This window comes from Thermosporothrix sp. COM3, assembly GCF_059696735.1.
In genome coordinates this window covers 219447-242332 of sequence record NZ_AP019376.1, presented here as the reverse complement: position 1 = coordinate 242332, position 22886 = coordinate 219447, and the positions used below count along the sequence as shown (strand labels likewise).

The window sequence follows — 22886 nt, the reverse complement described above, 5'->3', positions numbered from 1 at the left end:
GCAAAGTGAACCATAGCTCACCGAGCTTATCCATATCTGTAGTACGATTGACGGTGCTGCTCCGTTTCTTTCTGGTCCTGTTCGTGACGGTGTGCAGGCGTGGGAATGGCGTGCCACACGGCAGGGGAGGAACAGGAGAGACACCAATATTTGGATCTGCCTCATTTCTTTTCGCGACGTTTCTTGAGCTCGTTGAGCGCATTATCAATCAACTTGAACAGTTGATCATCACTCATTTTTGAGATATCCGTTTGCTGCTGTGATTGCGTATCGGCAGAGGTGGGCGGCTTTTCTCCCTCGTACGTCCCATGCAGAAACGCCTGTATCTCGTCTGGACTATGGAAGGCTCGGACGCTGCCATCCTCGGCGTTGACCAGCGTTTGCAGCGAGACGCCTGCATAGTTGGTGTTGGTGACAGAGACCATCCAGTACAGTTTGCTGTCGCGAATCACCGGGCGTGGTTCCAGCGTCACCACGGAGCCCGTTTCGTCTTTTGTCCAGTTATAGAGCGGATAGGCAGCGCGTACATATTCCATTGCCTTGTTCGGGCCAAGCAGGCTCGCTGTCTTCGGCACAGTGTAGACCTGCATTTTGCCACTGTGCGCGTTCCAGAGGAGCAGGGTATTAATGCCGTGTGCCTGGCTGACCGGGCTGCAAGCAATCGCCCAGATGGGGCTGTCCGTGGCGGGAAGCAGATAGGGCATCTGATTTTCGTCATGCTCAAAGGAAACGGGCTCTACCTGATTCCTATGGATGAAGAGCGCGTTCCAGATGCCGTCCCGATAACCCCAGGAGTTGCCAATCTCGCGGGCAAGCCCTTCAGGGAACAGGCGTTGCCCCTGGAAGCGGGGATCTTGCTGGATGCGTTCGGGGCTCAGATTCTCAATCGTGCCATCGGGATGAATCACATAGGTGCTTTCCCAAAAGGGAACCATAGCCGGAAACTGGAAGTGATAGCCGATGGAGGGGACCAGCGTCAGCACCTCGTTAGTGGAGGTGAGTATGTAATAGGGTGTGTCGATATCGCTGTTAAAGCGCCGTGAATAGGTTTGCCACTCGATGCTGCGGTTGAAGGCCATGCCCTCGCCGAAGGTCATCGGCGCATCAACGCTTTTCAGGCTGCCATCTGACTGTACGATCAGGATGCCCTGCGTTTGATAGCTGATACTATTGATAAAGCCGTTGGGCACCCGTGCCGCGACCCACTCGATGTTCTCCCCGATCTGAATCGAGTGGAAGTCGCCCGGGGCTGTCTGGGAATCCTGATAGCGGTTGCTGCCGAAGGTTTTGCTGACTTCTTTCGGCAGATAGCGTATTTGCGTGGTGTTCGGGAGACTGGTGATCGTTTCAAACGATTGCTGCGCCAGGTACTTGTGATAGAACTGGTTGTTGAGAAAGAGAAAGAGAAAGAAGGCGAGCAGCTCAACAATCCCTAGCGTCAGCAAGAAGTGCGAGCCCGGGGAATACCCGCGCGTGAACTTGAGAATCGCGGCAGGGATCAGAAACAGGCCCGCGATCCCGGCAGCGATCAGCCAGAAGCCGAAACCGCGAAAGAAAAGCGCCATCCAGATGGCGTGACCGAAGGGCGTGAGGCCCAGGAAATAGAGCGCTACAATGCCGAGCAAGAGCAGGACGGTCGCAATGAGCAGGCGAATGACACGCATATGGAGATGATCCTTTCTTCTCTTCCTGGAAGACATCTATGTGGTTCTTTGTTCCTCGCTCTTTACGATTGATAGTGATCGATTCTATTTTCTAAGGAGATAGACGTGAAGAGGATGGCATTGTAAAGCCGAGGGAGGGCGGGAAAAACCGGAGAGGCAGGAGAAAGCGGTGTCTCTCCTTCCCTCTCCGTTGTGTGGCTACATCAAGCGTTCCCAGAGGGCGCGCGTGTGGGGCTCGGGATCGTCTATCACGGCACATGAGGTATTGAAGATCATAGTTGCACGGCGTTCGAGATCGTAGCGCGGCCAGTGAGGCAGGTCCTCGGCTTCAGGGGAGCTGGTATGTGCGAAGGCGATCCAGGCGGCCCGCATGCGCCTCCCCAGAGCATGGCTGTCGGATGTGTTGCCTGTCAAGGTGGCGGCCTTCTCGATGGTGTTCCAGACAAAGGGTATTTCCAGACCGTGACAGGCTCCCAGGCGACCGTATAGTACTGGAGATACCCAGTCAAAGCGATACATCCAGACCGGGGAGTGCTGTATCTGTCGCTCTGCCAGACGGATCGCGGGTATGCGGAAAATGCGATCCGTTTGCACGCTGGACCAGACCTCAGCCGGGGTCTCACCACGTTGATCTGCTGTATAGGCTGCTTGCACCGCTGGAGCCGCCGCGCCAAAGGCTTTTGCAAAGATCTCCTCATTGAAGGGAACGTTCATCGTCTGCATCGCTTCAAAGAGCTTCCATTCATCGCGGTTGGTGCCGATGAGGAGCGATACTTCCCGTGCGGAGCCCGAGGCAACGGCATCGATGGGTGCCTGTGGAAGCGTGACGCCATCAATTACGGGCTGGTAGCTCATTTGTGTTTTGCCCTCGGCGGAGCGCACCTGTGCCTGGATGATCTCTTCAAACGGGAGTTCCGCCAGAGCGTTCAGGTCGGGCTGCTCCTTGCCGAGCGCCTTCCAGAAGTCTCCTGCCTGCTGTACTGCCTGCTCCTTTGTGGAAACAGCATGGGACGCGCCGCTCTGGAGTATGGCCTGATGGAAGAGCCCCCTTGCCGCGGGCATCGCGAGCAGGGTGCCAATGCTCATCGCGCCAGCCGACTCGCCAAACACGGTCACATTGTCGGGATCACCACCAAACGCTGCGATGTTCTCCTGAACCCAGCGCAGGGCTGCAATCTGATCCAAGAGACCCCGGTTGCACTGGGGCTGCCCCTCATTTTCCAGATAGAGGAAACCAGGGGCACCAAGCCGATAGTTGATGGTGACAACCACCACATCGCCCTCAGTTGCCAGGCTCTCACCATCATAGAGTGGGGTCGAGCCTGAGCCGGAGACAAACGCGCCACCATGAATCCAGACCATGACCGGATGTTTCTGGCTGCGGTCCTGTGGAGCCCAGATGTTGAGTGTCAGGCAGTCCTCGCCGATAACGGGAGGCTTCCCCTGCTTGCCTGTAAAGATCTGACCGAGCCGCTGTTCCTGAAGGATTGGCTGGGGAGCAATCGGGCTGAACTCGGTTGCGTCGCGGGTCCCCGTCCAGGGCTCAGGTGGCTGTGGTGGCTGAAAGCGAAGCGGTCCTGCAAGGGGTTGAGCGTAGGGAATGCCTTTCCAGACGATGCTTTTGCTCAGTTCGGTTCCGCGTATTTTGCCATAACGGGTTTCTACTGTCGTTTGCATAATCGATCCCTGTTTCATTCTCTCTGCTAGTTTGCTTCTTCTTCAATGTTCGCAATCTGGTAGACATCTTCCAGCGTTTGTTCACGTGCTTTGGCGATGCGATTCAGGCGTTTCTGGAACTGCTGATAGGCGAAGTTGCGAATCTCCTCTTGCTCGGGAGTCGGGGGTTGATCCGATCGGTTGTTGCGAGCGCGATCGTAGAGCTCGTGCATACGCGCCTCAACGACGGGCCAGAGCGATTTGTCCTGCGCGACGTGGCGGGAGATAAAGAAGACCCCATAAGCGATATGGCGGGACTCATCGCGCTTGATAAGCTGGATGCCCTCCATCAGGCCGGGCATGATCTTTTCCTGGCTGAGCATGCGTGAGAAGCTGTAGTAGCCTGTCTCGGCAAAGACACCCTCAATAATCATGTTGTAGATGATGGAGGCGCGCACCTGGTTGACTGGTGAGGGATCTGTCAGCAAGATGTGCATATCGTGCGTCAGGTCTTCGGTGAACAGGTTGCGTCCTCCAGTATCGCTGCTTGCCTTCTGTTCGACAAGCGCCCCTGGTTCCTCAAGCACTTCATCAAAGATACGACGGAAGAATTCGGTGTGCTTGGCTTCTTCCCAGAGAAAGGTAGTCAGATACATCTCCTCTTCAAGTCGTCCCTCACGTGCGACCGTCATGAGCAGCGGGAGCAGGTCGAGCGTGACGGCCTCTTCACCGGCCTGAAAGCCAACGAGCAAGTTGCGCAGGGCCTCACGCTTCTTCTGAGGCATATTGAGCCAATCCTGACGGTCCTTCATCAGATCAATGGCCCGCGGGTCCCAGGTGCCGAGCTTCTTTGCCTTATGATAGAGCCGCATGGGCGGGATATCGTGGCGCAGGCTGCGTTGAAGGGTAGTGTAGGTGTGCCTGGGAATGGTCGTCATGGTGATGAACCTCCTTATTCGACGCTCTTGTTCTGCCTGAATTGTTGAAGATACATGCTCAGCATCACAATCAGGGGCTGTGCCTGTTCCAGTAGAGGAACTGTCACATGATGTATCATGCGTGAAAAGAGCAACCCGTTGATTTGGCTCTGAAGGAGAAAGAGGAACTGTTCGTCCTGAATCTCTAGCAGTTGCATGAGGAGCTGCTGATAGCGTAGCCCGCCCTGCTGTAAGAGATGGCCCGCATCTTCGCCGTAGAGGTCGCGATGCTGGTAGTAGTTGAGTGTGACCATCAACTGCTTGTTCAGGAAGCTTTCGTGCTGCTCAAGAAAGCGAAACAGCATCGTCAGGCGCTGTTCCGGTGGCATATCTTGCTGAACGAAGGCCGTTATCATCTCCGTGGTCCGGGCGGTGACCTCTTCGACAAGCTGCTGAAACAGGGCCTCTTTCGTCGGGAAGTAGTGATAGAGTGTGCCCGTCGAAACCTGAAGCGCTTCGGCGATCTGGCGCATGGTCAGGGCACTATACCCCGATTGGGCAAACAGGTCGAGACAGCGCGAGAGGAGCTGTTTGCGATAGCTGACGTGATCAACAACTTTCGGCATTTCTGGTACTCACTTTTTATATCAAACGTTTGTTATAAAAAAAGATACACTCATCGATATCAGAAGTCAAGCTGAACAATTGAAAATGAAGATTCAGTGCGGCTTATGCTCTGTGGCACGATACCAGCGCGACGATCTCCTGCGCAAACGTTGTATCCAGCGGGGCGGGATAGAGCAGGAAGCGATACCATTTCGCGCCAAAGATCATGTCCGCGAGCACCTCTATGTTGGTCTCGGCTGTGAGCTCTCCCCGGGCCTGAGCACGTTGCAGCAACTCAACCAGCGATGCCCTGCGTGGCACGATAAAGACACGCTGAAAGGTTGCGGCGAATGCCGGGTCAAGCAGCGCCTCGGCGACGATGCCCCGGAGCAGCATCCCCGATTCTCCGCGCAAACTCTCAAATGAGCGTTCAAAGTAGCTTAAGAGATCGCTCTGTAACGAGCCAGTATCGAGAAAGGGGACATGTGTATTGCTGTGGGCAGTGAGCGCTTCAAGGGCAACCTCGGCCTTTGAGGACCACCAGCGGTAGATAGTCTTTTTCCCGACTCCCGCTTCCGCCGCGATAGCCTCGATGGTGGTTGCTCGATATCCCTGCTGTTTCAGCACGTCAATAGTGGCCTGCAAGATGGCCTGATGCGATGCCTCACTGCGTGGACGGCCCGGAGTTTGCTGCTTTTGTTGGACCATGATTCCTCCCTTGACAGAAACGATCCGTGGTGTATAGTATGAAACAATAATGATACAAAGCGTATCGTTATTATAGCAAAGCCGAAATGAAGAGACCAGTTTGACAGGTTCCCATAGGAAAAGAAGACGGTGGAACAATTGAAACAACAAACGGTGTTGGTGACAGACCCGGGTAAGGCAACCACGCTCGGCAGGGAGCAAGCGTTCTGTTGCAGGACGTGATCGGCAGAAGCTGGAAGCAACACGTAAAGAAATAGAGCAGCCAACCAGGAATAGAAGACTCACGACCTATAGGCGGATTTCGCCTTGCTTGCAGAGGTACGTCGTCGGGCACAGCAGCTTCTTATTGATCTGCCTCGCCGGGTGCATCCGCAGGCCTCTCGTGGCACGGCGTCGGCTGAGTGAGTGCCTTGCCTGAAAGCGAGAAAGAGAAGAGAGAGGGCAGATACCCTTTTCTCTTCTCTTTGCTCACATAAAGGCTTCGGTGGTGGAGAAATGGTGGTTTGTGGGGTTCTCTGTTCTTACTGTATCGTGTGCCTGAAATGGTATATATCAATGAGTGATTGAGCTTTCGTCTTCACGCACTTGAAGGATCAGCTTTCCGCGTGTATGTCCTCGGGAGGCCTGTGCAAACGCGGCCGGCGCTTCCTCAAGCGGGAAGACCTGCTCAATGATCGGTTGAATGTGGCCCTCATCAATAAGCTTACCAAGCTGTATCAGCTCTTCCCGGCTTGGACGGACGACGAAAAAGGCGCTGTGGACACCATGTTCGTTGGCTTTCTCCTCGGAGATTGGAGCGAAGACCGAAATAAGTCTGCCCCCTTTTTTCAGCACGCTCCATGAGCGGTCTACTGTTGCTCCACCAACCGTGTCAAGGACCAGATCAACAGCCTGCACCTGTTCCTCGAAGCGAGTAGTTCGATAATCGATGACCTCGTCAGCGCCAAGTTCACGCAAGAAGGCATGGTTTTTCGCGCTGGCTGTCGCAATGACATGAGCCCCCGCCCAATGTGCCAGTTGGACGGCAATGCTTCCCACGCCTCCCGCCGCACCATGAATCAGAATCGTCTGTCCTGCCTCTAGCTTGCCATGCTGGAAGAGAGCCTGCCAGGCTGTCAGACCAACGAGGGGTATCGCGGCGGCCTGCACATGGGTCAGTGAGCGCGGCTTGGGAGCCAGTTCGCTTTCATGTGCGATAGTATATTCGGCGGCGGCTCCATCGCGATCGAACTCGGTCAACGCGTAGACGGCATCGCCTGCCTTGACGCCGGTTACCTCATCACCAACTGCGACTACAACGCCGGAAAGGTCGTGGCCCGGAATGGGGTGGGTGCGCTCGGTTCCCTCTGCGGTTTTCCAGGTTTCAACCCATTGCGGTTCCTGCCACATCACAGAGGTCGCATAGACACGAACCAGCACCTCTTTCTTACCGGGAAGGGAAGGCTCTGGCGCCTCTTCATACCGAATTCCTGGTATATCTTTTCTCGCGAAACGAATTGCTTTCATTCTGCAATTTCCCTTTTCTTTCTTTACAACAGTACCTATTTGCATTGGTTATAGTAAAAAAACAGCCATATATTGAGCATTATTCCATAAAGGTAGACAGCGACCTCTACCATTCAGTATGCTAGCAGATATATGGATGTTTGAGCTTATTTTCTGTTTTGAAAGGAATCGCTATTCACTCTATGGAGAAAAAGCCAGAGAAAAAAAGAAGTGGTTGCCTGCGAGCTTTGCTTATAGGGTGCATTGTAATGCTGCTTTTCGTCGCATTCCTCTCTATCAATAATGGGCCACTGTTTGTAAAACAGCGAACGGGCAGGCCGTTTCTACTGGCTCATCGTGGCGTTGCCCAGACCTTTGATACGCATGGACTCCAAAATGATACCTGTACCGCCGAGCGCATTTATCCTCCGGAACACTCGTTTATCGAGAACACGATCCCCTCGATGCAAGAGGCGTTTCGTCTGGGCGCTGACATGGTCGAGTTTGACGTGCAGCCGACCAGAGATGGCAAGTTTGCGGTGTTCCACGACTGGACGCTTGATTGTCGCACCAATGGGAAGGGCGTGACGCGTGAACATACGCTGGCTGAATTGAAACAGCTCGATGTCGGCTATGGCTACACTGCCGATGGCGGGAAAACCTACCCGCTCCGCGGGAAGGGACTGCATATGATGCCCTCGCTTGATGAGGTGTTGCAGACATTCCCGGACAAGGCGTTCTTGATCCACGTCAAAAGCAATGATCCAGAAGAGGGCAGACAGCTTGCTCAGGCGCTCTCACGGCTTCCAGCGGCACAGCAACGCCTGCTGACCGTCTATGGTGGCGATCTGCCGGTTGCCTCTTTTCATGAACAGCTTCCTGGCATTCGTGTGATGTCAAAAGAGACCATGAAAAGCTGTCTGATCCCGTATCTGGTACTTGGTTGGAGCGGTTATGTCCCGCCGGCCTGCCAGAACACCGAGCTGCATATTCCCGAGGCTCTGGCTCACTGGTTCTGGGGTTGGCCCGGGCGTTTCCTTGAGCGCATGGAAAGCAATAACACCCGCGTGATTATTGTTGGTGGCGATGGTAGCGAGTTCTCCAGCGGCTTCGATACGCCAGATGATATGAAGCGGCTCCCATCCGACTATAACGGGTGGATCTGGACCAACCGCATCGACAAAATTGCACCCCTCTACAAAAAGTAGAACAGCGAATGGTACAGGCACTGCGCGTAGAGTACCTGTACCATTTCCTTGACCTCCAGAATGCCGCTACATTATAATACAGGTATCTCTTATTTTACCTGTATTTTCCTGTTGCAAGGAAGAGGTGAGCCAATGACTGACGATGCCCATATCATCGAGGAACGGCTACACAACAAATTGCAGTGCGTGTATAACTCCACTCCTGAAATACTCTCCCTTGAAAGTTGCCGCACCGCTTTTGAGGAGACAATACCCTTTGATTCCCGTAAGTATCAGGTAACGGTGGAACCCTTCCAGCTTGGGACGCTCGCGGCTGAGTGGATCATCCCGGCTGATGCCATTGCAGGGCGTGTCTTGCTCTATTTCCATAGCGGGATCTATATCAATGGATCGCTGGAAACGGATCGTACTGCAATCAGCATGCTGGCGAACGCGTGCCGTACGAAGGTTCTTCAGATCGCGTATCGGCTTGCCCCTGAATGTATGTTCCCGGCGCCGGTAGAGGATGGGCTTACCGCCTACACGTGGCTGCTGCAACAGGGCTATACTGCTGAACAGATCGCGCTGGTAGGCGCGGCTGCCGGAGGTGGTATTCTGCTGGCGACGCTCCTGCGGGCACGAGATCAGGGGCTCCCGTTGCCGGTAGTGGCAGCCTGTATTTCTCCCTGGGTTGATCTGACGCTGGCGAATCCGCCATCACAGGGACGATCAGACGGGATTCTCAGTCGGGTACTGCTGGAATATGCGGCGAAGCTCTACGCCCACCCGGCAGATGTAGCGACGCCGCTGGCCTCACCGCTGTATGCAGATCTACATGGTTTACCCCCGATCTTTGTGGTTGTGGGCGAGCATGAGTTTCTCCTTGATGATGCGTTCCGGTTAAGAGATCGAATCCGGGCTGCCGGTGGACGAGCGCAGTGCGTGCCGTGGGGAAACATGTTTCACGGCTGGACGGCGTTCGCAGATATGGTGCCAGAAGGAAGGCTGGCGCTCGAACAGATAGCCGCCTATGTTGAGAAATACTTTGCGCTGGTCGCTGGAACCTGGCCCGATGAGACGGAGACCTATCGACGAGTATAAGACGAGGGGCTGTATGGCGTTTGTACAGCCCCCTTGTGTGGCTGGTGTATCAGACCTGCGTGTCGGGTTCTTGTTGGAGCGAACGCTTGCGGTGTTTGCGGATCTGCCCTTGACAACCTGGTACGATGGCGAGTATATTACTACTATCCAGTCGATGTAACAAAGTTTATTACATCGCATGCTGCGGAGAGGAGGGACATTCTTATGAGCGCCAATAGTCGCTTGACGCTGGCTATCCATACACTGACCTGGATTGCCAATAACGCAGATAATCATTATATCGCGACCTCGGAGCGAATTGCGCAAAGCGTGAATACCAATCCGGTGATCTTGCGGGGCCTGTTAGGCGAGATGGCAAAATATGGCCTGGTGCGGGTTCAGCGCGGGAACAATGCTGGCTGGACGCTTGCCCGCAAGCCGGAGGAGATCACGCTACTCGACGTGTATCGTGCATCCCGGCCCTCTCCTCTCTTTGCCATGCATCATACGCCGCCTAATCCAAAGTGCCGCATTGGTCATGGGATCGGACCGGTGCTGGAAGAAGTGTACAGCGATGTACAGAACTCGGTCGAGGAACAACTGACACAGATCACGATTGCCGATATCTTACAGCGCACCCTGAAATATACAGACGAACATCCGATTGCAGCGCAATCCGCCGCGACCTGAATGAGGGGCGCACGAACTCGCACCCTGCTTCTTTTTTTTGCTATCCATTGTAATAAAAATAGTTACAATGGGGTTGTGTGAGGATGTCGGCTCTTTTTTTCACCGGCTATTGTAACAAAAATAGTTACAATGAAACCTTGAAAGGAGACCTCCTTTTCATGTCTCACGTAGAAACGCTCTCAATAGAGCGGCGTCGTTCGATTGATCCGCGTATTTTCCTGCTGACGCTAGGCACGTTTGCCCTGGGGACAGACGCGTTTGTCGTCGCGGGTGTGCTCCCTGCCATTGCGCATGATGTGGGGATAACGGAGGGAGTTGCAGGCCAGCTCGTGACGGCTTTCTCCCTGACATATGGAATTGCAGCCCCCCTGACAGCAGCACTTACAAGTCGCTGGTCGCGCAATTATGTATTAGTTGGCTCACTTCTGCTTTTCTGTCTGGCAAATGTCCTGTCGGCGATCGCGCCATCATTTGTCATGCTTATGCTCAGCCGCATTCTGGCGGGTATCTTTGCCTGTACCTATGTGCCGCTGGCCTATGCTACCGCCGGCTCACTTGCCCCTGAAGGGAAGCGCGGTCAGGCGATTGCGCTGGTTGTGATCGGAATAACCATTGCCACAGCGCTTGGTTCCCCGTTTGGAACCTGGATCGGCGAACATTTTGGCTGGCGTCAATCGTTTTTCCTGGTGGTCGTGCTTTCGGGGCTGGCTTCTCTGGGGCTGATTATGGGAAGATTGCCCAAAGCAGCAGCAGCGCCTTCTGTGTCCTTGCGCACGCGTCTGGAGCCGATGTTGAAGCCTCGTCTGGTGCTGGCACTCGTGCCGATGTTCTTCTGTAATATTGGCGTCTACGCCGTCTATACCTACATCGCGCCGCTGTTGCACCTGAATCTCCCGGGAGTGGATGTGAGTGGGCTGCTGGTGTTATTCGGATTGGGGGCAATGTTTGGCACAATCGCCGCGGGAAGGCTCGTTGACCGTTTCCGGGTGAACCGGCTATTGATGCTCTTCCTGTCTGTCCTCATCGTGGTTGAGGTATTGTTGGCGCTGGCGACAGCCGGGAACCTCATGGTTGCGCTCCTGGCTCTGCTCATCTGGGGATTTCTGGTTTCAGTGGTCTTTGTGCCACAGCAGGAACGTCTCTTGCGGTTGGCTCCGCAGCATGCGCAGATCATGCTCGCGCTGAATAACTCGATGTATTATCTGGGCATAGCGACGGGCTCGGCGGTTGGTGGGCTATCACTGCGTATAGTTGATGTCACACAGCTTGTCTGGATTGGTGGGGCAGGCATTCTGATGGCGTTGCTGCTGCTGCTGCTCAGCATCAGGATTGAGCGAAAGGCAGATGTAGTAGAACAATGACATACGTATGAACGCTCTTCATGTTGGCCTTTCTCATTTGTAGCGCTCTTTGGAGCGCTACAGGTGGGAGCTTGTACAGAAAGGACAGAACAGATGAACGCTTTCTATCACGAAGGAGAGATCGCGGTTCAGCAGCGTGCAGGCGTCTATGACAGGGCGCAGCGAATGGGCCAGGGTATCTGGTCGATCATGCCACCGGCGCTGCAACTGTTTCTGCTCGGGCTACCGATGGTGGTGCTCGGGGCAACGGATCCACGGGGGAAGGTGTGGGCTTCGGTGCTGTTTGGCACTCCGGGATTTCTGCAACCACTCTCGGAACATATTCTTGATATGGCCGCTTTTCCCGATTCGGCGGACCCGCTTTATGAGCGCTTCGCCCGGGGAAGCGTATTCGAGATTGGCTTACTGGCAATTGATCTGTCAACCCGGCGGCGCATACGTATCAATGGAGTAGCGCAAGGCGTGGAGCGTCGTCATGTGCTGATGGAGACACAGCAGGTATACGGCAACTGCCGGAAGCATATTCAGGTGCGAGAACTGGAACAGGTCTATGATGTGAGCAAGCAAGAGGTCTATCGCTCTTCATCGCTGAGCGCTGCACAGGAGCGCTGGATCACCTCAACGGATACCTTCTTTATCGCGACAGCGCATCCAGAGCGGGGCGCGGATGCATCCCATCGCGGCGGGAACCCGGGGTTTGTGCATGTGCCCGATGCCTCAACGCTGATCTTCCCTGATTATGCCGGGAATATGATGTTCCAGACGCTTGGTAACATCACAACCAACCCCGCCACCGGCCTGCTGTTGATTGATTTTGAGCAGGGGCACACGCTCCAATTGACCGGAAAGGCTCACATCATCTGGGATGAACGGCATGTCGCGGCTTTTCCCGGAGCTGAACGGTTGGTCGTCTTCTCTCTTGAAGAGGTTATTGAGAAGCGAAATGCCTTTCCATACCGCGCCTATGAGGTCAGCTATTCACCCTTTAATCCGCTGTTAGACGAGCGTTGACGTGTGGTTCGTTTTCTGAGCGGAAGTGTGTTATACTACCGGCTGTGAGCATCTGATTGCAACCACTCTTCAGGCGGAAAGGAAAGATATGCCTCGTCAGGCAAACTATTATCTCTGCTGGCAACCAAAGATGCAGGCATATCGCTTTCAGGAAAAAGCAACCGCCGCTCTGGGGGCGCTGCTGCCCGAGACCGAGGCCTGGTATATCTGGCTCGATGAGGGGCACTCGTTTGCTTTTTCGAGTCGGACGGGAGCGTATTGTACCGTGCGCCGGGAGCGAGTAAAGCGCCATGCCGCATACTGGTATGCCTATCGCTTTCTGCATGGGCGGGCTATAAAGCGCTATCTGGGCAGAACCCGCGACCTGACACTTGCCCGTTTGGAGGAAGCGGCGGCTCTCCTTGCCGCAGAGCGAGAGGAGCCATCGGTTGAGGTTCCTGCACTGCTTGCGTCCAAACTGACCCCGCCACGTCTGCCCGCCTTGCTGGTTGATCGTTCGCGCCTGATGAGGCTGCTTGATCGTAGTCTGTCCTGCCCGGTTACACTGTTTCAGGCTCCGGCGGGATTTGGCAAAACAACGGCTGTCCGACAATGGATCAGCAAGGAGCGGATTCCGGTCGCCTGGATTTCGCTTGAGAGCGGTGATAATGACCCGGTGCGCTTCTGGCGCTACCTGATAACGGCCTGCCAGACATTTGAGCCAAATATTGGTCAGATGGCTCTGCGACAGCTCGCGACGGTCCTTCATCCCCCGTTTGCGTTTTCCTCAACTGAGGCATTTGTAACGTCGTTGCTCAATGAACTCTCCGCAGGAGCAAGGGGACTGCTGGTGCTCGATGACTACCATGCAATCACCTCACCACAGATTCACGAGATGCTGACCTTCTTTCTGGACCATTTGCCGCCCTCGCTGCATGTGCTGATCGTGACTCGAGGCGAGCCGCCACTACCACGGGTGTCCTGGCGGGCGAAGGGCCTACTTGCCGAGTTGCAGCATACTGATCTACGCTTTTCTATGGATGAGACAGCAACCTTTCTGCTTCAGGCGCTGTCGTTACCGCTATCAGAACGAGCATTGAGACAGCTTGACGCCTTGCTTGCAGGCTGGCCTGCCGGGTTGCGCCTGTTGACGTTGGCCTTACAACAAAAGAGGACGAAACAGGAGCTTGAGCAGGCGATTCAGGCGTTCAGCGAACGTGCCAATGCATCGTTGCCGCAAGCGCTGCTGGATTACGCAGTTACCGAGATCGTGAGTGCACTGCCAGAGCCGCTGCAACACTTCCTTTTCCAGACTTGCGCTTTCGCCCGTTTAAGCGCTCCCCTGTGTGATGCGGTTACCGGGCGGGCGAATAGTGCCGCGCTGCTTGAGGAGCTTGAGCGTGCGGGCCTATTTCTAGAGGTGCTGGACCAGGCCGGGACATGGTATCGCTATCACGCGTTATTCGCGGAAGCGCTGCGCACCGAGGCGATTCAGCGGTATGGGGAGGAGGCCCAACAGGCGGTACTGTTGCGGGCACAGCGCTGGTATGAGACGCATGGGTTGCTGGCGGAAGCCATCGAGACCAGTTTGCTGGTCGGTGATGGAGCACATGCGGCGCAGCTTATAGAACAACTCGAAGCACAGAACGGCCTGGATGAGCCTCAGACGCTTAGTCGCTGGTTCGCCCGTATTCCTGATAGCGTGCTTTTTCAATATCCGATCCTCTGCTTTTTCTATGCGCTTGTGCTGCGCTTTCCCTATGAAAGAGCGCCAGTTCAACAGGCGGAGCAGGAGCGTATTGAGGAATTGCTTCAGATGGCCGAGGCGACCTTGAGCGAGCAGAATGACACAATCAAGATCGGCGTGCTTTATGCCTTTCGGGCGTTAAGCGCATTGGAGCAGGAGCCATTTACTGAGGCGGTGAGGCATGCTCGGAGGGCGCTGGAACTGTTTCCACCGGAGGTAGACGATCAGGATATGTTCCCGTGGATTGGTACATGTCAGATAATTGTGGGGTTATATGCTCTGTTCCACGGGCGCTACGATGAGGCACTGAACCTGGCTCAACAGGCGCGTCTCTACGCTGTACGTTGTGGGGATCAGAGTCTGCTGCGAGGTACGCTGTTGGTGCAGGCTGCGTGTAGCTCGTTCTCGGGAGAACTCTATCAGGCACGCGAGTATTATCAACAGGTGCTAACACTTACCCGAGCGCACAGGGATGAGGAACATCGGGCGGAGGCTCTAACATCGCTGGCGGCGTTGCTGCTGGAATGGAATGAGCCTGAGCAGGCTGAGCAGCTCGTTCAGGAGGCGTTGCAGCTCACGAAGCTGTCTGAGCCGCAACGCCATAGTGCTGAACTTCGTCTGGCGCATGTCATGTATGCCCGGGGCCGGCTTCAGGACGCACAGCAACAATTGGAGTCACTGCTAGCGCGTTTGCGGCTGACGTTGAGCCCGTGGGATGTCTGGCAAATGGTAGGGCTGCTTTGCTTACTCGGTCGCCTGTATCTGCGTATGCAGGAGTACGAGGGGGTGCGCCGCTGTCTTGAACTGCTCGCACGATGTGAGCAGCAACAGGGTGAAGTGGTGCTTACGAAGCTCCTGGAGGCGCGGCTATTGCTGGCACAGGGGCAGGTTCAGGGTGCGCGGCTGCTGCTTGAACAGGTTGATAGAGTGCATACCCCTTTCTCTGCAACGCTCGAATACCTGCTCCGGAGGCGCGTGTCTTCGCGACCGAGCAACAGGAGCAGCGGGCGCGTCAGGTGTTGCAGCAGGCGCTTTCATTGGGGTGCCGCTCGGGCTCACTGCTTCCCTTTCTCGATGAGGGTGAACCGCTTGAGCGCCTGCTTCATGTGCTGACGCCCGCGCTTCGAGAGAAAACGGTGCGCTCCTATGCGCGGCGCATTCTGGCAGCGTTTGCGAAGGAGAACCAGGGCCCATATGAGCCTCTATCACAACAGGAGCAGCGTGTGTTGCGTTTGCTGGCGGCAGGCAGGACCAATCCGGAAATAGCGCGGGAACTCGTGGTATCGGTGAACACGGTGAAAGATCATCTTAAGCATCTGTATCGAAAGTTAGGGGTCAATAATCGCTTGCAGGCGGTTGAGCGGGCGCGGCACTGGAAGCTCCTCTAAGCGCTGTATGCAACCCGAAGCGATAGACAACCGTCAATATAGGGGAAAGACTTGCAGTGTGTTTGAGGGAATCATGCCCAGATATATCGAGTACCGGCTTCACTGGTCCCCAATAGAGAAACGCTATCTCTTTACCTGCGATGGAAAGCCAATCGAGCAGGATTTTAATGATCCTGAGTGGCTCGATCAGCTCTCCTCATTCTCGTTTCGGTCTCGCACCGGGACAAGCTGCACTGTGCGCAAGGAGCGCGTCCAGCGAGGCGGCTATTACTGGTATGCCTATCAGCGACATGCTGGAAAGATGGTCAAGCGCTATCTGGGGAAAAGTACTGATATGACACTCCAGCGTCTGGAGCAGGTAGCTTCCGCATTGAACGAACAGACGGACAAAAAGACACAAGAGACACACGCGCTGCTTGCGACAAAGGTACAGCTCCCGCGCTTGCCGCTTCAGCATGTGGCACGCCCCCATCTGGTTCAGGCGCTGGAACAGGGCGCTCATGGCGTCTTCACCCTGCTTTCGGCTCCGGCGGGCTTCGGCAAAACAACGCTGCTGACCGAGTGGGCAATGGCAACCCGATATGTCGTCGGTTGGCTCTCGCTTGAGGCGGAAGACAATGAGCCTCTGCGCTTCCTCTCCTATCTGGTGACAGCGCTCCGAAGGGTAAACAGGCGGCTTCGAGCCATTCACACAACGGATGAGCAGCACTGTGAAGAGGCGATGTGCCAGCTTGTCAATGAGCTGACCGAGACACTGGACGCGGAAACGGTGCTTGTGCTCGATGATTATCACGTTATCACCAATGACAAGGTACATCAGCTTATGCGCTTCCTGCTCGCGCACCAGCCGCCCCGGCTTCACCTGATGCTCGGGGCGCGGGTTGATCCGCCGTTTGCACTGGCTCGGCTACGGGCGAAGGGGCAGCTTACCGAGTTGCGGACCGATGCCCTGCGTTTTGACGTGCAAGAGGTGACGGCGCTTGGTCAGGGGGTGGGATTGGTGCTCTCTACCGAAGAGGCACACCTGTTGGAGCAGCGTACCGAGGGGTGGGGGGCCGGGGTACAGCTTTTGCTTCTGGCCTTGCGGGGGCAGAAAGATGCTATTTCCTTTCTCCAGACATTCCGTGGCTCGCATCGCTTTTTGCTCGATTACATCAGTGAAGAGATTCTTGCACAGCAAACACCTGAGATGCAGCGCTTTCTGTTGCGCACCAGTATCCTGGAACAGATGACGGGATCGCTCTGTGAGGCCGTCACCGGGCTTCCTGATGGTCAGGGGAGTCTGGAAGCGCTGCGTCAGGCGAATCTATTTGTGAGCGTGCTGGATGAGGGAGCAGTCTGGTATCGCTATCATGCCCTGTTCGCTGAGGTGCTGCGGGCTCGCCTTCATAGCAAAGAGCCCGAGGTGCTCCCGGAACTCTACCGGAAAGCGAGCGACTGGTATGAACAGCAGGGGCTGCTGGAAGAAGCCTGTGACTATGCCTTCCTGGCTGGCGATCTCTCACGCGCTGCCGAACTGGTGGCAAAGGTCTTGCCCGCTATGGTGGAACTGGGTCGCATTCAGCAGTTGAAGCGGTGGCTCAGCCAGTTGCCAATGAGCATCATCACCTCGTCGCCGCAGCTCTATGTCACTATGCCCTGGATAACCTCTTTCAACGATGAGAGTCGCGATCTTGAGCAGGATCTTGAATGGATGGAGCGCTATGCGCAGGAACAGCAGCGTAAAGGGGTCTCCTGGGCAGAGGCGCAGAGCGTTTTTGCTCTCTTTCGTGTCACCACAGCGCTTTCACAGAACAAACCGCTTCAGGCATTCAACCAGATCCAGACTGTGCTACGCCTGCTGGCACAGCGCAAAACAGCCTTGAGTGCGCTGCTGTTGCGTTGTTCGAGGGTTTTCCTGAGCCTTGTCTATGGCACAAGGGGTGATCTGGCGACGGCTGAAAAGATTCTCCAGGAACTTGGAGGCGCAACGAAGGAGGAGCAGTTTTCGTTGTTGCGGCTGGCACCGCCATTTCTGCTAGGCGAGCTCTATAGGGCACAGGGAAAGCTGCATAAGGCCTGGAGCCTCTATGAGAGCCTGTTTCAAACGTTTCGCGAACGGCTGCATGACCCTCCCTCGATCCCGTTGTTCCTGTTCGGCTTTCTTCTGTTGCGCCGAGCAAGCCTGCTCTATGAGCGCAACCACATAGAAGAGGCTGCCGAGGCCATGCAGCAGGTCATGGAAGTGTTTGTCCGCACGGTGCCGGAAGTCATGCCGCGAAAGGCGCAGGCATTTTTGCTGTCGCTTGGGCTCTGGGCAAAAGCGCGAGTTGAGCTGGCACAGGGCCAGACAGAGGCGGCTTTCTCATTTCTACGTCTGGTGCGCGAGCAATCGGAAACAGATGCATATAGTGTTCAATTGCCGGCCAAAAAGCAGGTCGCGGTCGATATGGCGGCTCTTATAGCGCGGATGGCGCTGCTGTGCGGTGAGCTGGATGAAGCAATATATCGGGTACAATTCTTTTCAGGCCGTTTTGACACGGCACCGATGAACCTTGTGGAGAGCCTGAACATGTTCGGTGCCTTGACGCTTGCTCGTATTCTGATCGCGCAGCGGACAGAGGAGACCTTGACGCAAGCTATTACTTTGTTAACGAACTGGCAGGCGTGCGCGGAGCGGCTCGCATTTCAAAGCTGGTCCATTGAGGTGCGAATGCTGCTTGCTCTGGCGCACCAGGCCCGGGGCGATACTGAGGAGGCGCTGACCACACTCGGCGCGGTACTGGCTGAGGCGGAGCCAGAGGGATATGTGCGCCTCTTCGTGGATGAGGGACAGCCGATGGCCTCTTTGCTGGCGCGAGTTGGCCCCTGGACGACAGCCTCGGCGGGATATATCCAGCGCTTGCAGGCGGCAGTACATCTGCACGCGGAGAAAGAAGTGCTCCCGCTTGTTGAGCCGCTGAGCGAGCGAGAGCGTGAAGTGCTGGCACTGCTGACAACGGGAGCCTCAAATCAACAGATAGCCGAGCATCTGGTAATCAGCCCGCATACGGTCAAGCAGCACGTCAAGCATATTCTGGGCAAGCTGGCGGTGACGAACCGGATGCAGGCTGTTGTCAGAGCTCGTGAGCTTCACCTGATTTCCTGATTCAGAGAGGCTGGACATAAATGTTCTCTTCTCCCACAATGGCGGCAAGCCGCTGCCGCAGCTCGTCGGTAAAGTGAAAGGTGTTATCGGGAGGCGTAAGGCGTACGCTCCATTCCGTGCTGATAACCTGAATCTCGTAGCAATCGTAGCCCTTCTCGGCGTTGTGCAGACAGGTGTGCAGGTCCTGTACCTGTGACAGCGTGTTGGAAAGTGCCACGCTATCGCTTTCAGGGCAGGAGTGGAGCGTGAACCAGACCAGCGAGCGTTGACGATTCATCTCTGTTTCGACGGCCTGTACAGGCTCGATGGTGGCACACTGAATCACAACCTCGTCGCGCTGTTCTCGATAGCAGGCCTCGCCAGAAAGCATGACAATGCGTCCCTCCTCAATCTGCTCCTGGAGCTCGTTCAGGGCACGCGGGAAGACGATAACCCCGATACTTCCTTCGGCATCCTCAAGCTGGAAACCGCACATCGCCTCGCCTCTGCGCGTCTGAAAGTGCCGAACGGAGGTGATGAGTCCACCCAGAACAACCGACGTGCGAGGGAGCGCAGAACCCTCTTCGAGCAGCTCCACTGTTGAGTGGGTCACACGCCCGCGAAACAGATGCGCGAGAAACGACAGCGGATGGGGTGAAAGGTAACAGCCGAGGAACTCTTTCTCCCAATCCAGCAGTTGCTTGCGAGGAATTTCGGCAGCATCAACGGATAGGGTGAACTCAAGCGATATGTCGGCTGTTTCCATCTCACCGAACAGGCTGATCAGGCCGCGCTCTTTTGCGGAGCGTTCGCGTTTGCCGAAGTGCATCGCCCGTTCAACGGAGGCAAGGAGCACATAGCGAGCAGCCAGCGAATCCATTGCGCCCACTTTGATCAGCGCCTCGATTACCCCTTTACCGACATCGACGCGTGTACAGAAGTCGGCAAGCGAACGAAAGGGGCCTCCCTCTGCTCGCGCCTGGAGAATGGCTTGAATAGGGCTCTCACCGATTCCCTTGATTGCCAGCAGACCAAAACGGATCGCGCCGTTCTCGATAGAGAAGCCGCGCTCGCTTGCATTCACGTCGGGCCCCAGGACGCTGACCCCCAGTTTGTTCGCTTCAGCAATGAACAGGCTGATCTTCTTCGTGTTTCCGGCATTCGTGGTCAGTGCAGCGGCCATATATTCGGCCGGGTAGTTGGCTTTGAGATACGCTGTGTAGTAGGCAACCACTCCATAGCTTGCTGCATGTGCCTTGTTGAAGCCATAGCCTCCGAATGGCAGGATCAAATCAAAGAGCTTTGCGGCGGCGTCGGCCTTCATCCCATTCTGTACGCAGCCCTGAATGAAGTCTTCTTTGTAGCCCTCGATTTCTTCCTTCTTTTTCTTGCTCAGCGCTTTGCGGAACATGTTGACCTTGCCCCAGGGAAAGCCTGCCAGATTATTGACGATCTGCAACACCTGATCCTGATAGACGATAACCCCGTAGGATTCTTCCAGCCATTCTTGCAGGCGTGGATCAAGGTACTCAACTTTCTTCTGACCATGTTTGCAGGCGATAAAGTCGGGGATACTATCCATCGGGCCGGGGCGATAGAGCGCGACCATTGCCATGATATCCTCGATGCAGGTTGGCTTGAGCTGCTTGAGGTACTCGCGCATCTTTGCGCTTTCAAGCTGAAAGACCGCGATAGCGTCTCCCCGAGAGAGCATCTGAAAGGCGTTCTCACGCATCTTGCTGAGCAGTGGGTCCGGCGTGGGATCGACCGGAATCTGTTCGAGCAACAGTTCTTCACCGCGTGTCCTGGAGAGGAAGGTGAGCGCTTCACGCAGAATTGAGAGGTTCGCAAGACTGAGGAAGTCGTACTTAATCAGGCCGAGATGTGCTTCGAGCCACTTATGCTCATAGCCACAGACCAGCGGGGATGAGGGATCTTTTGGATCTTTGCGGGCAAGCGGCACGATCTCTTGCAGCGGACGCTCAGAGAGGATGACCCCGGCGGCATGCACGCCTGTGGAGCGAGGATAGCCCTCGATCTCTTGGGCCAGCGTCATCAACTCGCGTGCTTCTGTATTCTGCTCATAGAGCGCCTGAAGCTCCGGTACCTCTGCCAGAGCTGCCTGAAGCGATCCTTTCCCTCCTGGAATCAGGCGAGAGAGGCGTTCACCAAGATCCGGCTTACCAAGTGCTCTGGCCGTATCCTTGATAGATTGTTTGGCCCCAAGCGTGTTGAATGTAATCATCTGGGCGGTATGCTGCAAGCCGTAGCGCTGTATCGTGTAGGCGATGACCTCATCACGTCGGTCGTCGGGGTAATCCATGTCGATGTCAGGCATGTCGTTGCGTTCGGGGTTCATAAAGCGCTCGAACAGCAGCTTGTAGCGCAGGGGATCGACGTTGGTGATTCCCAGACAGTACGCGATCAAACTGCCCGCCGCCGAGCCTCGGGCCAGGCAGGTGATCCCGCGCGAGCGGGCAAAGGTCGTGATATCCTGCTGAATCAAGAAGTATGAGGCGAAGCCCTTCTGCCGAATAATCGCGAACTCGTAGTCGAGCTGTTCCTGCACGCGGGTGCTGATCTCGCCGAAGCGCCATCGGGCTCCTTCCAGACAGAGGTGATAGAGGTAGTCATCAGCGGAGGCAAAGCCGGGCGGAATGTCAAAGGCGGGCAGCCCGGTTTTATCGACCGTTGGATCAACCCGACAGCGCTCCGCCAGTATAACGGTATTGGTCAGTGCTTCCGGCAGCTCGGGAAGCAGTTGCGCCATTTCCTGCGGCGACTTGAGAAAATAGTGTTCGGAGTCGAAGCGGAAGCGCGCGGGGTCGTCGTAGCGGTTATTCATCTGGATGCAGAGAAACAGGTCATGGGTGCTGGCCTGCTCTCTGGACACATAGTGGAGGTCGTTGGTCAGAATTGGAGGCACGCCCGTCTCGCGATAGAGCGCGTACAGCCCTTCGTTACAGCGGTCTTGCAGAGAGCCTTTGCCGTAATGCTGCTGAAACTCAAGGTAGAAGCGGTCGCCGAAGAGATCCAGATACCAGCGAAGGGCTTGTCGTGCGCCTTCCATATCCTGTCGCCTGGCGATCAGTTCTGGAATTTCGCCGCTCAGACAGGACGAGGTCGCGATTAGCCCGTCGGCGTGCTGCATGAGCATCTGCTTGTCGATGCGTGGCTTGCCATAATAGAGACCTTCCGTGAAACCAAGCGTCGTGAGCTGAAGCAGGTTCCGATAGCCTTGCTGTGTGGCGGCAAGTAGAAGCAGGTGCCAGTAGGCATTGTTTTTCTTCGGCTTATGGTGGATATCGTCGACAAGGTAAGCTTCCATGCCTATGACGGGGTGTATGCCTGCATTACGGCATTCGAGGTACAATTCAAGTGCTCCATACATCACGCCGTGATCGGTGATCGCGAGGTGCTGCATGCCGAGCGCTTTCGTCTGGCGAACAAGCGAGGGGATATGAGATAAGCCATCAAGCAGGGAGTAGCCAGTATGGACATGTAAATGCGCGAACTGCATCTTCAACCTCCTCCTCATTTGCAGCCAGTATAGCAGAGGTGGGCGCGGGGCGTTTCTTTCTGTGGGCTGGTTTCAGGGATGCTCTGAAGAACGGTGAGGCCACTTTGTGCGGGAAAAGTGTGCCCGCCAATGGTCCCAGATTCCTCACTTCCCAGGGAGAAAAAGGAAATATCGAATATATGATGCATGTGGAGCTTAAAATGACTTTTTAATTAGATAAATGCGTTTGTCCGGTCACTGGATGGGTGATACATCGTTTCGGATGATTGGAAAGGCGAAGTGCATGGTAGGTGCTGCACTTGTAGGAAGAAGATCAGTAGTTTCCTGTCTCACTCGAAGTGGTGTTAGAAAGCCCCGGTTTGAGTCAGAGGATGAATGCGCTCCCTGAGCCAGAGAAGGCGAACATGCCTGACAGGAGATTTCATCTGTTCCCTGTACCTTTAATAAGGAGACTTCGTGTAACGATTTTTAATAGTTGCTAAATAGTCGTATTCATAGTAATATGATGAATGAAAGTATTCCATACTTTACTGAACGCAACAGGAAAGAGCAATGAAAGAAGTAGTAATGCCAGTTGCCTTTTCTTTCAGGCAAAAAAAGAACCCCTCCTGCGCTGATCTGAACTGTGACCAGGAAGCGCACTTTATTTGCAGCTCTTGCCAGCGTTCCTTCTGTCAGGAACATATGGCTGTAGTGGATGAAGAACCTCTTTGTCGCGACTGTGACCTTGAAATGACAATTGAGCATGCTTCAAGTTACGGCTGGTGACATCGAGCATATG

At 55.3% G+C, this 22886-nt stretch carries 16 protein-coding genes; 9 read left to right on the top strand and 7 right to left on the bottom strand.

Annotated elements, in window-relative coordinates; genetic code table 11:
- Nucleotides 1-161: 161 nt before the first annotated feature.
- The 6 genes from KTH_RS01050 to KTH_RS01025 form a co-directional block, all read right to left on the bottom strand.
- A complete protein-coding gene (locus tag KTH_RS01050; protein WP_497615962.1) occupies nt 162-1664 on the bottom strand; it encodes a hypothetical protein in 1503 nt (500 codons plus the stop codon).
- A 198-nt stretch (nt 1665-1862) separates the two neighbouring features.
- Nucleotides 1863-3341, bottom strand: a complete 1479-nt coding sequence (locus tag KTH_RS01045; protein ID WP_497615960.1) for a carboxylesterase/lipase family protein — start codon at nt 3339-3341, stop codon at nt 1863-1865.
- 26 nt (nt 3342-3367) lie between these two features.
- Nucleotides 3368-4258 (bottom strand): R2-like ligand-binding oxidase, encoded by an 891-nt coding sequence (locus tag KTH_RS01040; protein WP_497615958.1) that lies wholly within the window; start codon nt 4256-4258, stop codon nt 3368-3370.
- 14 nt (nt 4259-4272) lie between these two features.
- On the bottom strand, nt 4273-4863 hold the full coding sequence (locus KTH_RS01035; RefSeq protein ID WP_497615956.1) for a TetR/AcrR family transcriptional regulator: 591 nt from the start codon (nt 4861-4863) through the stop codon (nt 4273-4275).
- Between the two features lie 103 nt (nt 4864-4966).
- The gene (locus KTH_RS01030) at nt 4967-5551 is read right to left on the bottom strand and encodes a TetR/AcrR family transcriptional regulator (protein ID WP_497615955.1); all 585 of its coding nucleotides are present in this window, start codon (nt 5549-5551) and stop codon (nt 4967-4969) included.
- A gap of 552 nt (nt 5552-6103) precedes the next feature.
- Nucleotides 6104-7057 (bottom strand): NADP-dependent oxidoreductase, encoded by a 954-nt coding sequence (locus tag KTH_RS01025; protein ID WP_497615953.1) that lies wholly within the window; start codon nt 7055-7057, stop codon nt 6104-6106.
- 248 nt (nt 7058-7305) lie between these two features.
- Here KTH_RS01025 and KTH_RS01020 point away from each other — a divergent pair, with 248 nt between their 5' ends.
- The 9 genes from KTH_RS01020 (at nt 7306) to KTH_RS00980 (ending at nt 18606) form a co-directional block, all read left to right on the top strand.
- On the top strand, nt 7306-8244 hold the full coding sequence (locus tag KTH_RS01020) for a glycerophosphodiester phosphodiesterase family protein (RefSeq protein ID WP_497615951.1): 939 nt from the start codon (nt 7306-7308) through the stop codon (nt 8242-8244).
- Nucleotides 8245-8376: 132 nt separating this feature from the next.
- Complete coding sequence (locus KTH_RS01015) at nt 8377-9324, top strand: alpha/beta hydrolase fold domain-containing protein (protein WP_497615949.1); 948 nt, start codon at nt 8377-8379, stop codon at nt 9322-9324.
- A gap of 13 nt (nt 9325-9337) precedes the next feature.
- A complete protein-coding gene (locus KTH_RS01010) occupies nt 9338-9484 on the top strand; it encodes a hypothetical protein (protein ID WP_497615947.1) in 147 nt (48 codons plus the stop codon).
- Nucleotides 9485-9528: 44 nt separating this feature from the next.
- Complete coding sequence (locus KTH_RS01005; RefSeq protein ID WP_497615945.1) at nt 9529-9993, top strand: Rrf2 family transcriptional regulator; 465 nt, start codon at nt 9529-9531, stop codon at nt 9991-9993.
- A gap of 158 nt (nt 9994-10151) precedes the next feature.
- Nucleotides 10152-11354 (top strand): MFS transporter, encoded by a 1203-nt coding sequence (locus KTH_RS01000; RefSeq protein WP_497615943.1) that lies wholly within the window; start codon nt 10152-10154, stop codon nt 11352-11354.
- Nucleotides 11355-11447: 93 nt separating this feature from the next.
- Entirely contained in the window at nt 11448-12365 is a 918-nt protein-coding gene (locus KTH_RS00995) for a pyridoxamine 5'-phosphate oxidase family protein (RefSeq protein WP_497615941.1), read from the top strand.
- A gap of 88 nt (nt 12366-12453) precedes the next feature.
- Nucleotides 12454-15204 (top strand): winged helix-turn-helix domain-containing protein, encoded by a 2751-nt coding sequence (locus KTH_RS00990; RefSeq protein WP_497615939.1) that lies wholly within the window; start codon nt 12454-12456, stop codon nt 15202-15204.
- Nucleotides 15111-15479: a response regulator transcription factor gene (locus KTH_RS00985; RefSeq protein ID WP_497615937.1), complete on the top strand. Its 369-nt coding sequence runs from the start codon at nt 15111-15113 to the stop codon at nt 15477-15479. Before KTH_RS00990 ends, KTH_RS00985 begins: the two co-directional genes overlap by 94 nt.
- A gap of 58 nt (nt 15480-15537) precedes the next feature.
- Nucleotides 15538-18606, top strand: coding sequence for a DUF6788 family protein (locus tag KTH_RS00980; protein ID WP_497615935.1), 3069 nt, complete (start codon nt 15538-15540; stop codon nt 18604-18606).
- Nucleotide 18607: 1 nt separating this feature from the next.
- On the opposite strand, the gene dnaE is transcribed toward KTH_RS00980, so the two are convergent.
- Nucleotides 18608-22105: a DNA polymerase III subunit alpha gene (gene dnaE, locus KTH_RS00975; RefSeq protein WP_497615934.1), complete on the bottom strand. Its 3498-nt coding sequence runs from the start codon at nt 22103-22105 to the stop codon at nt 18608-18610.
- Between the last annotated feature and the right edge of the window lie 781 nt (nt 22106-22886).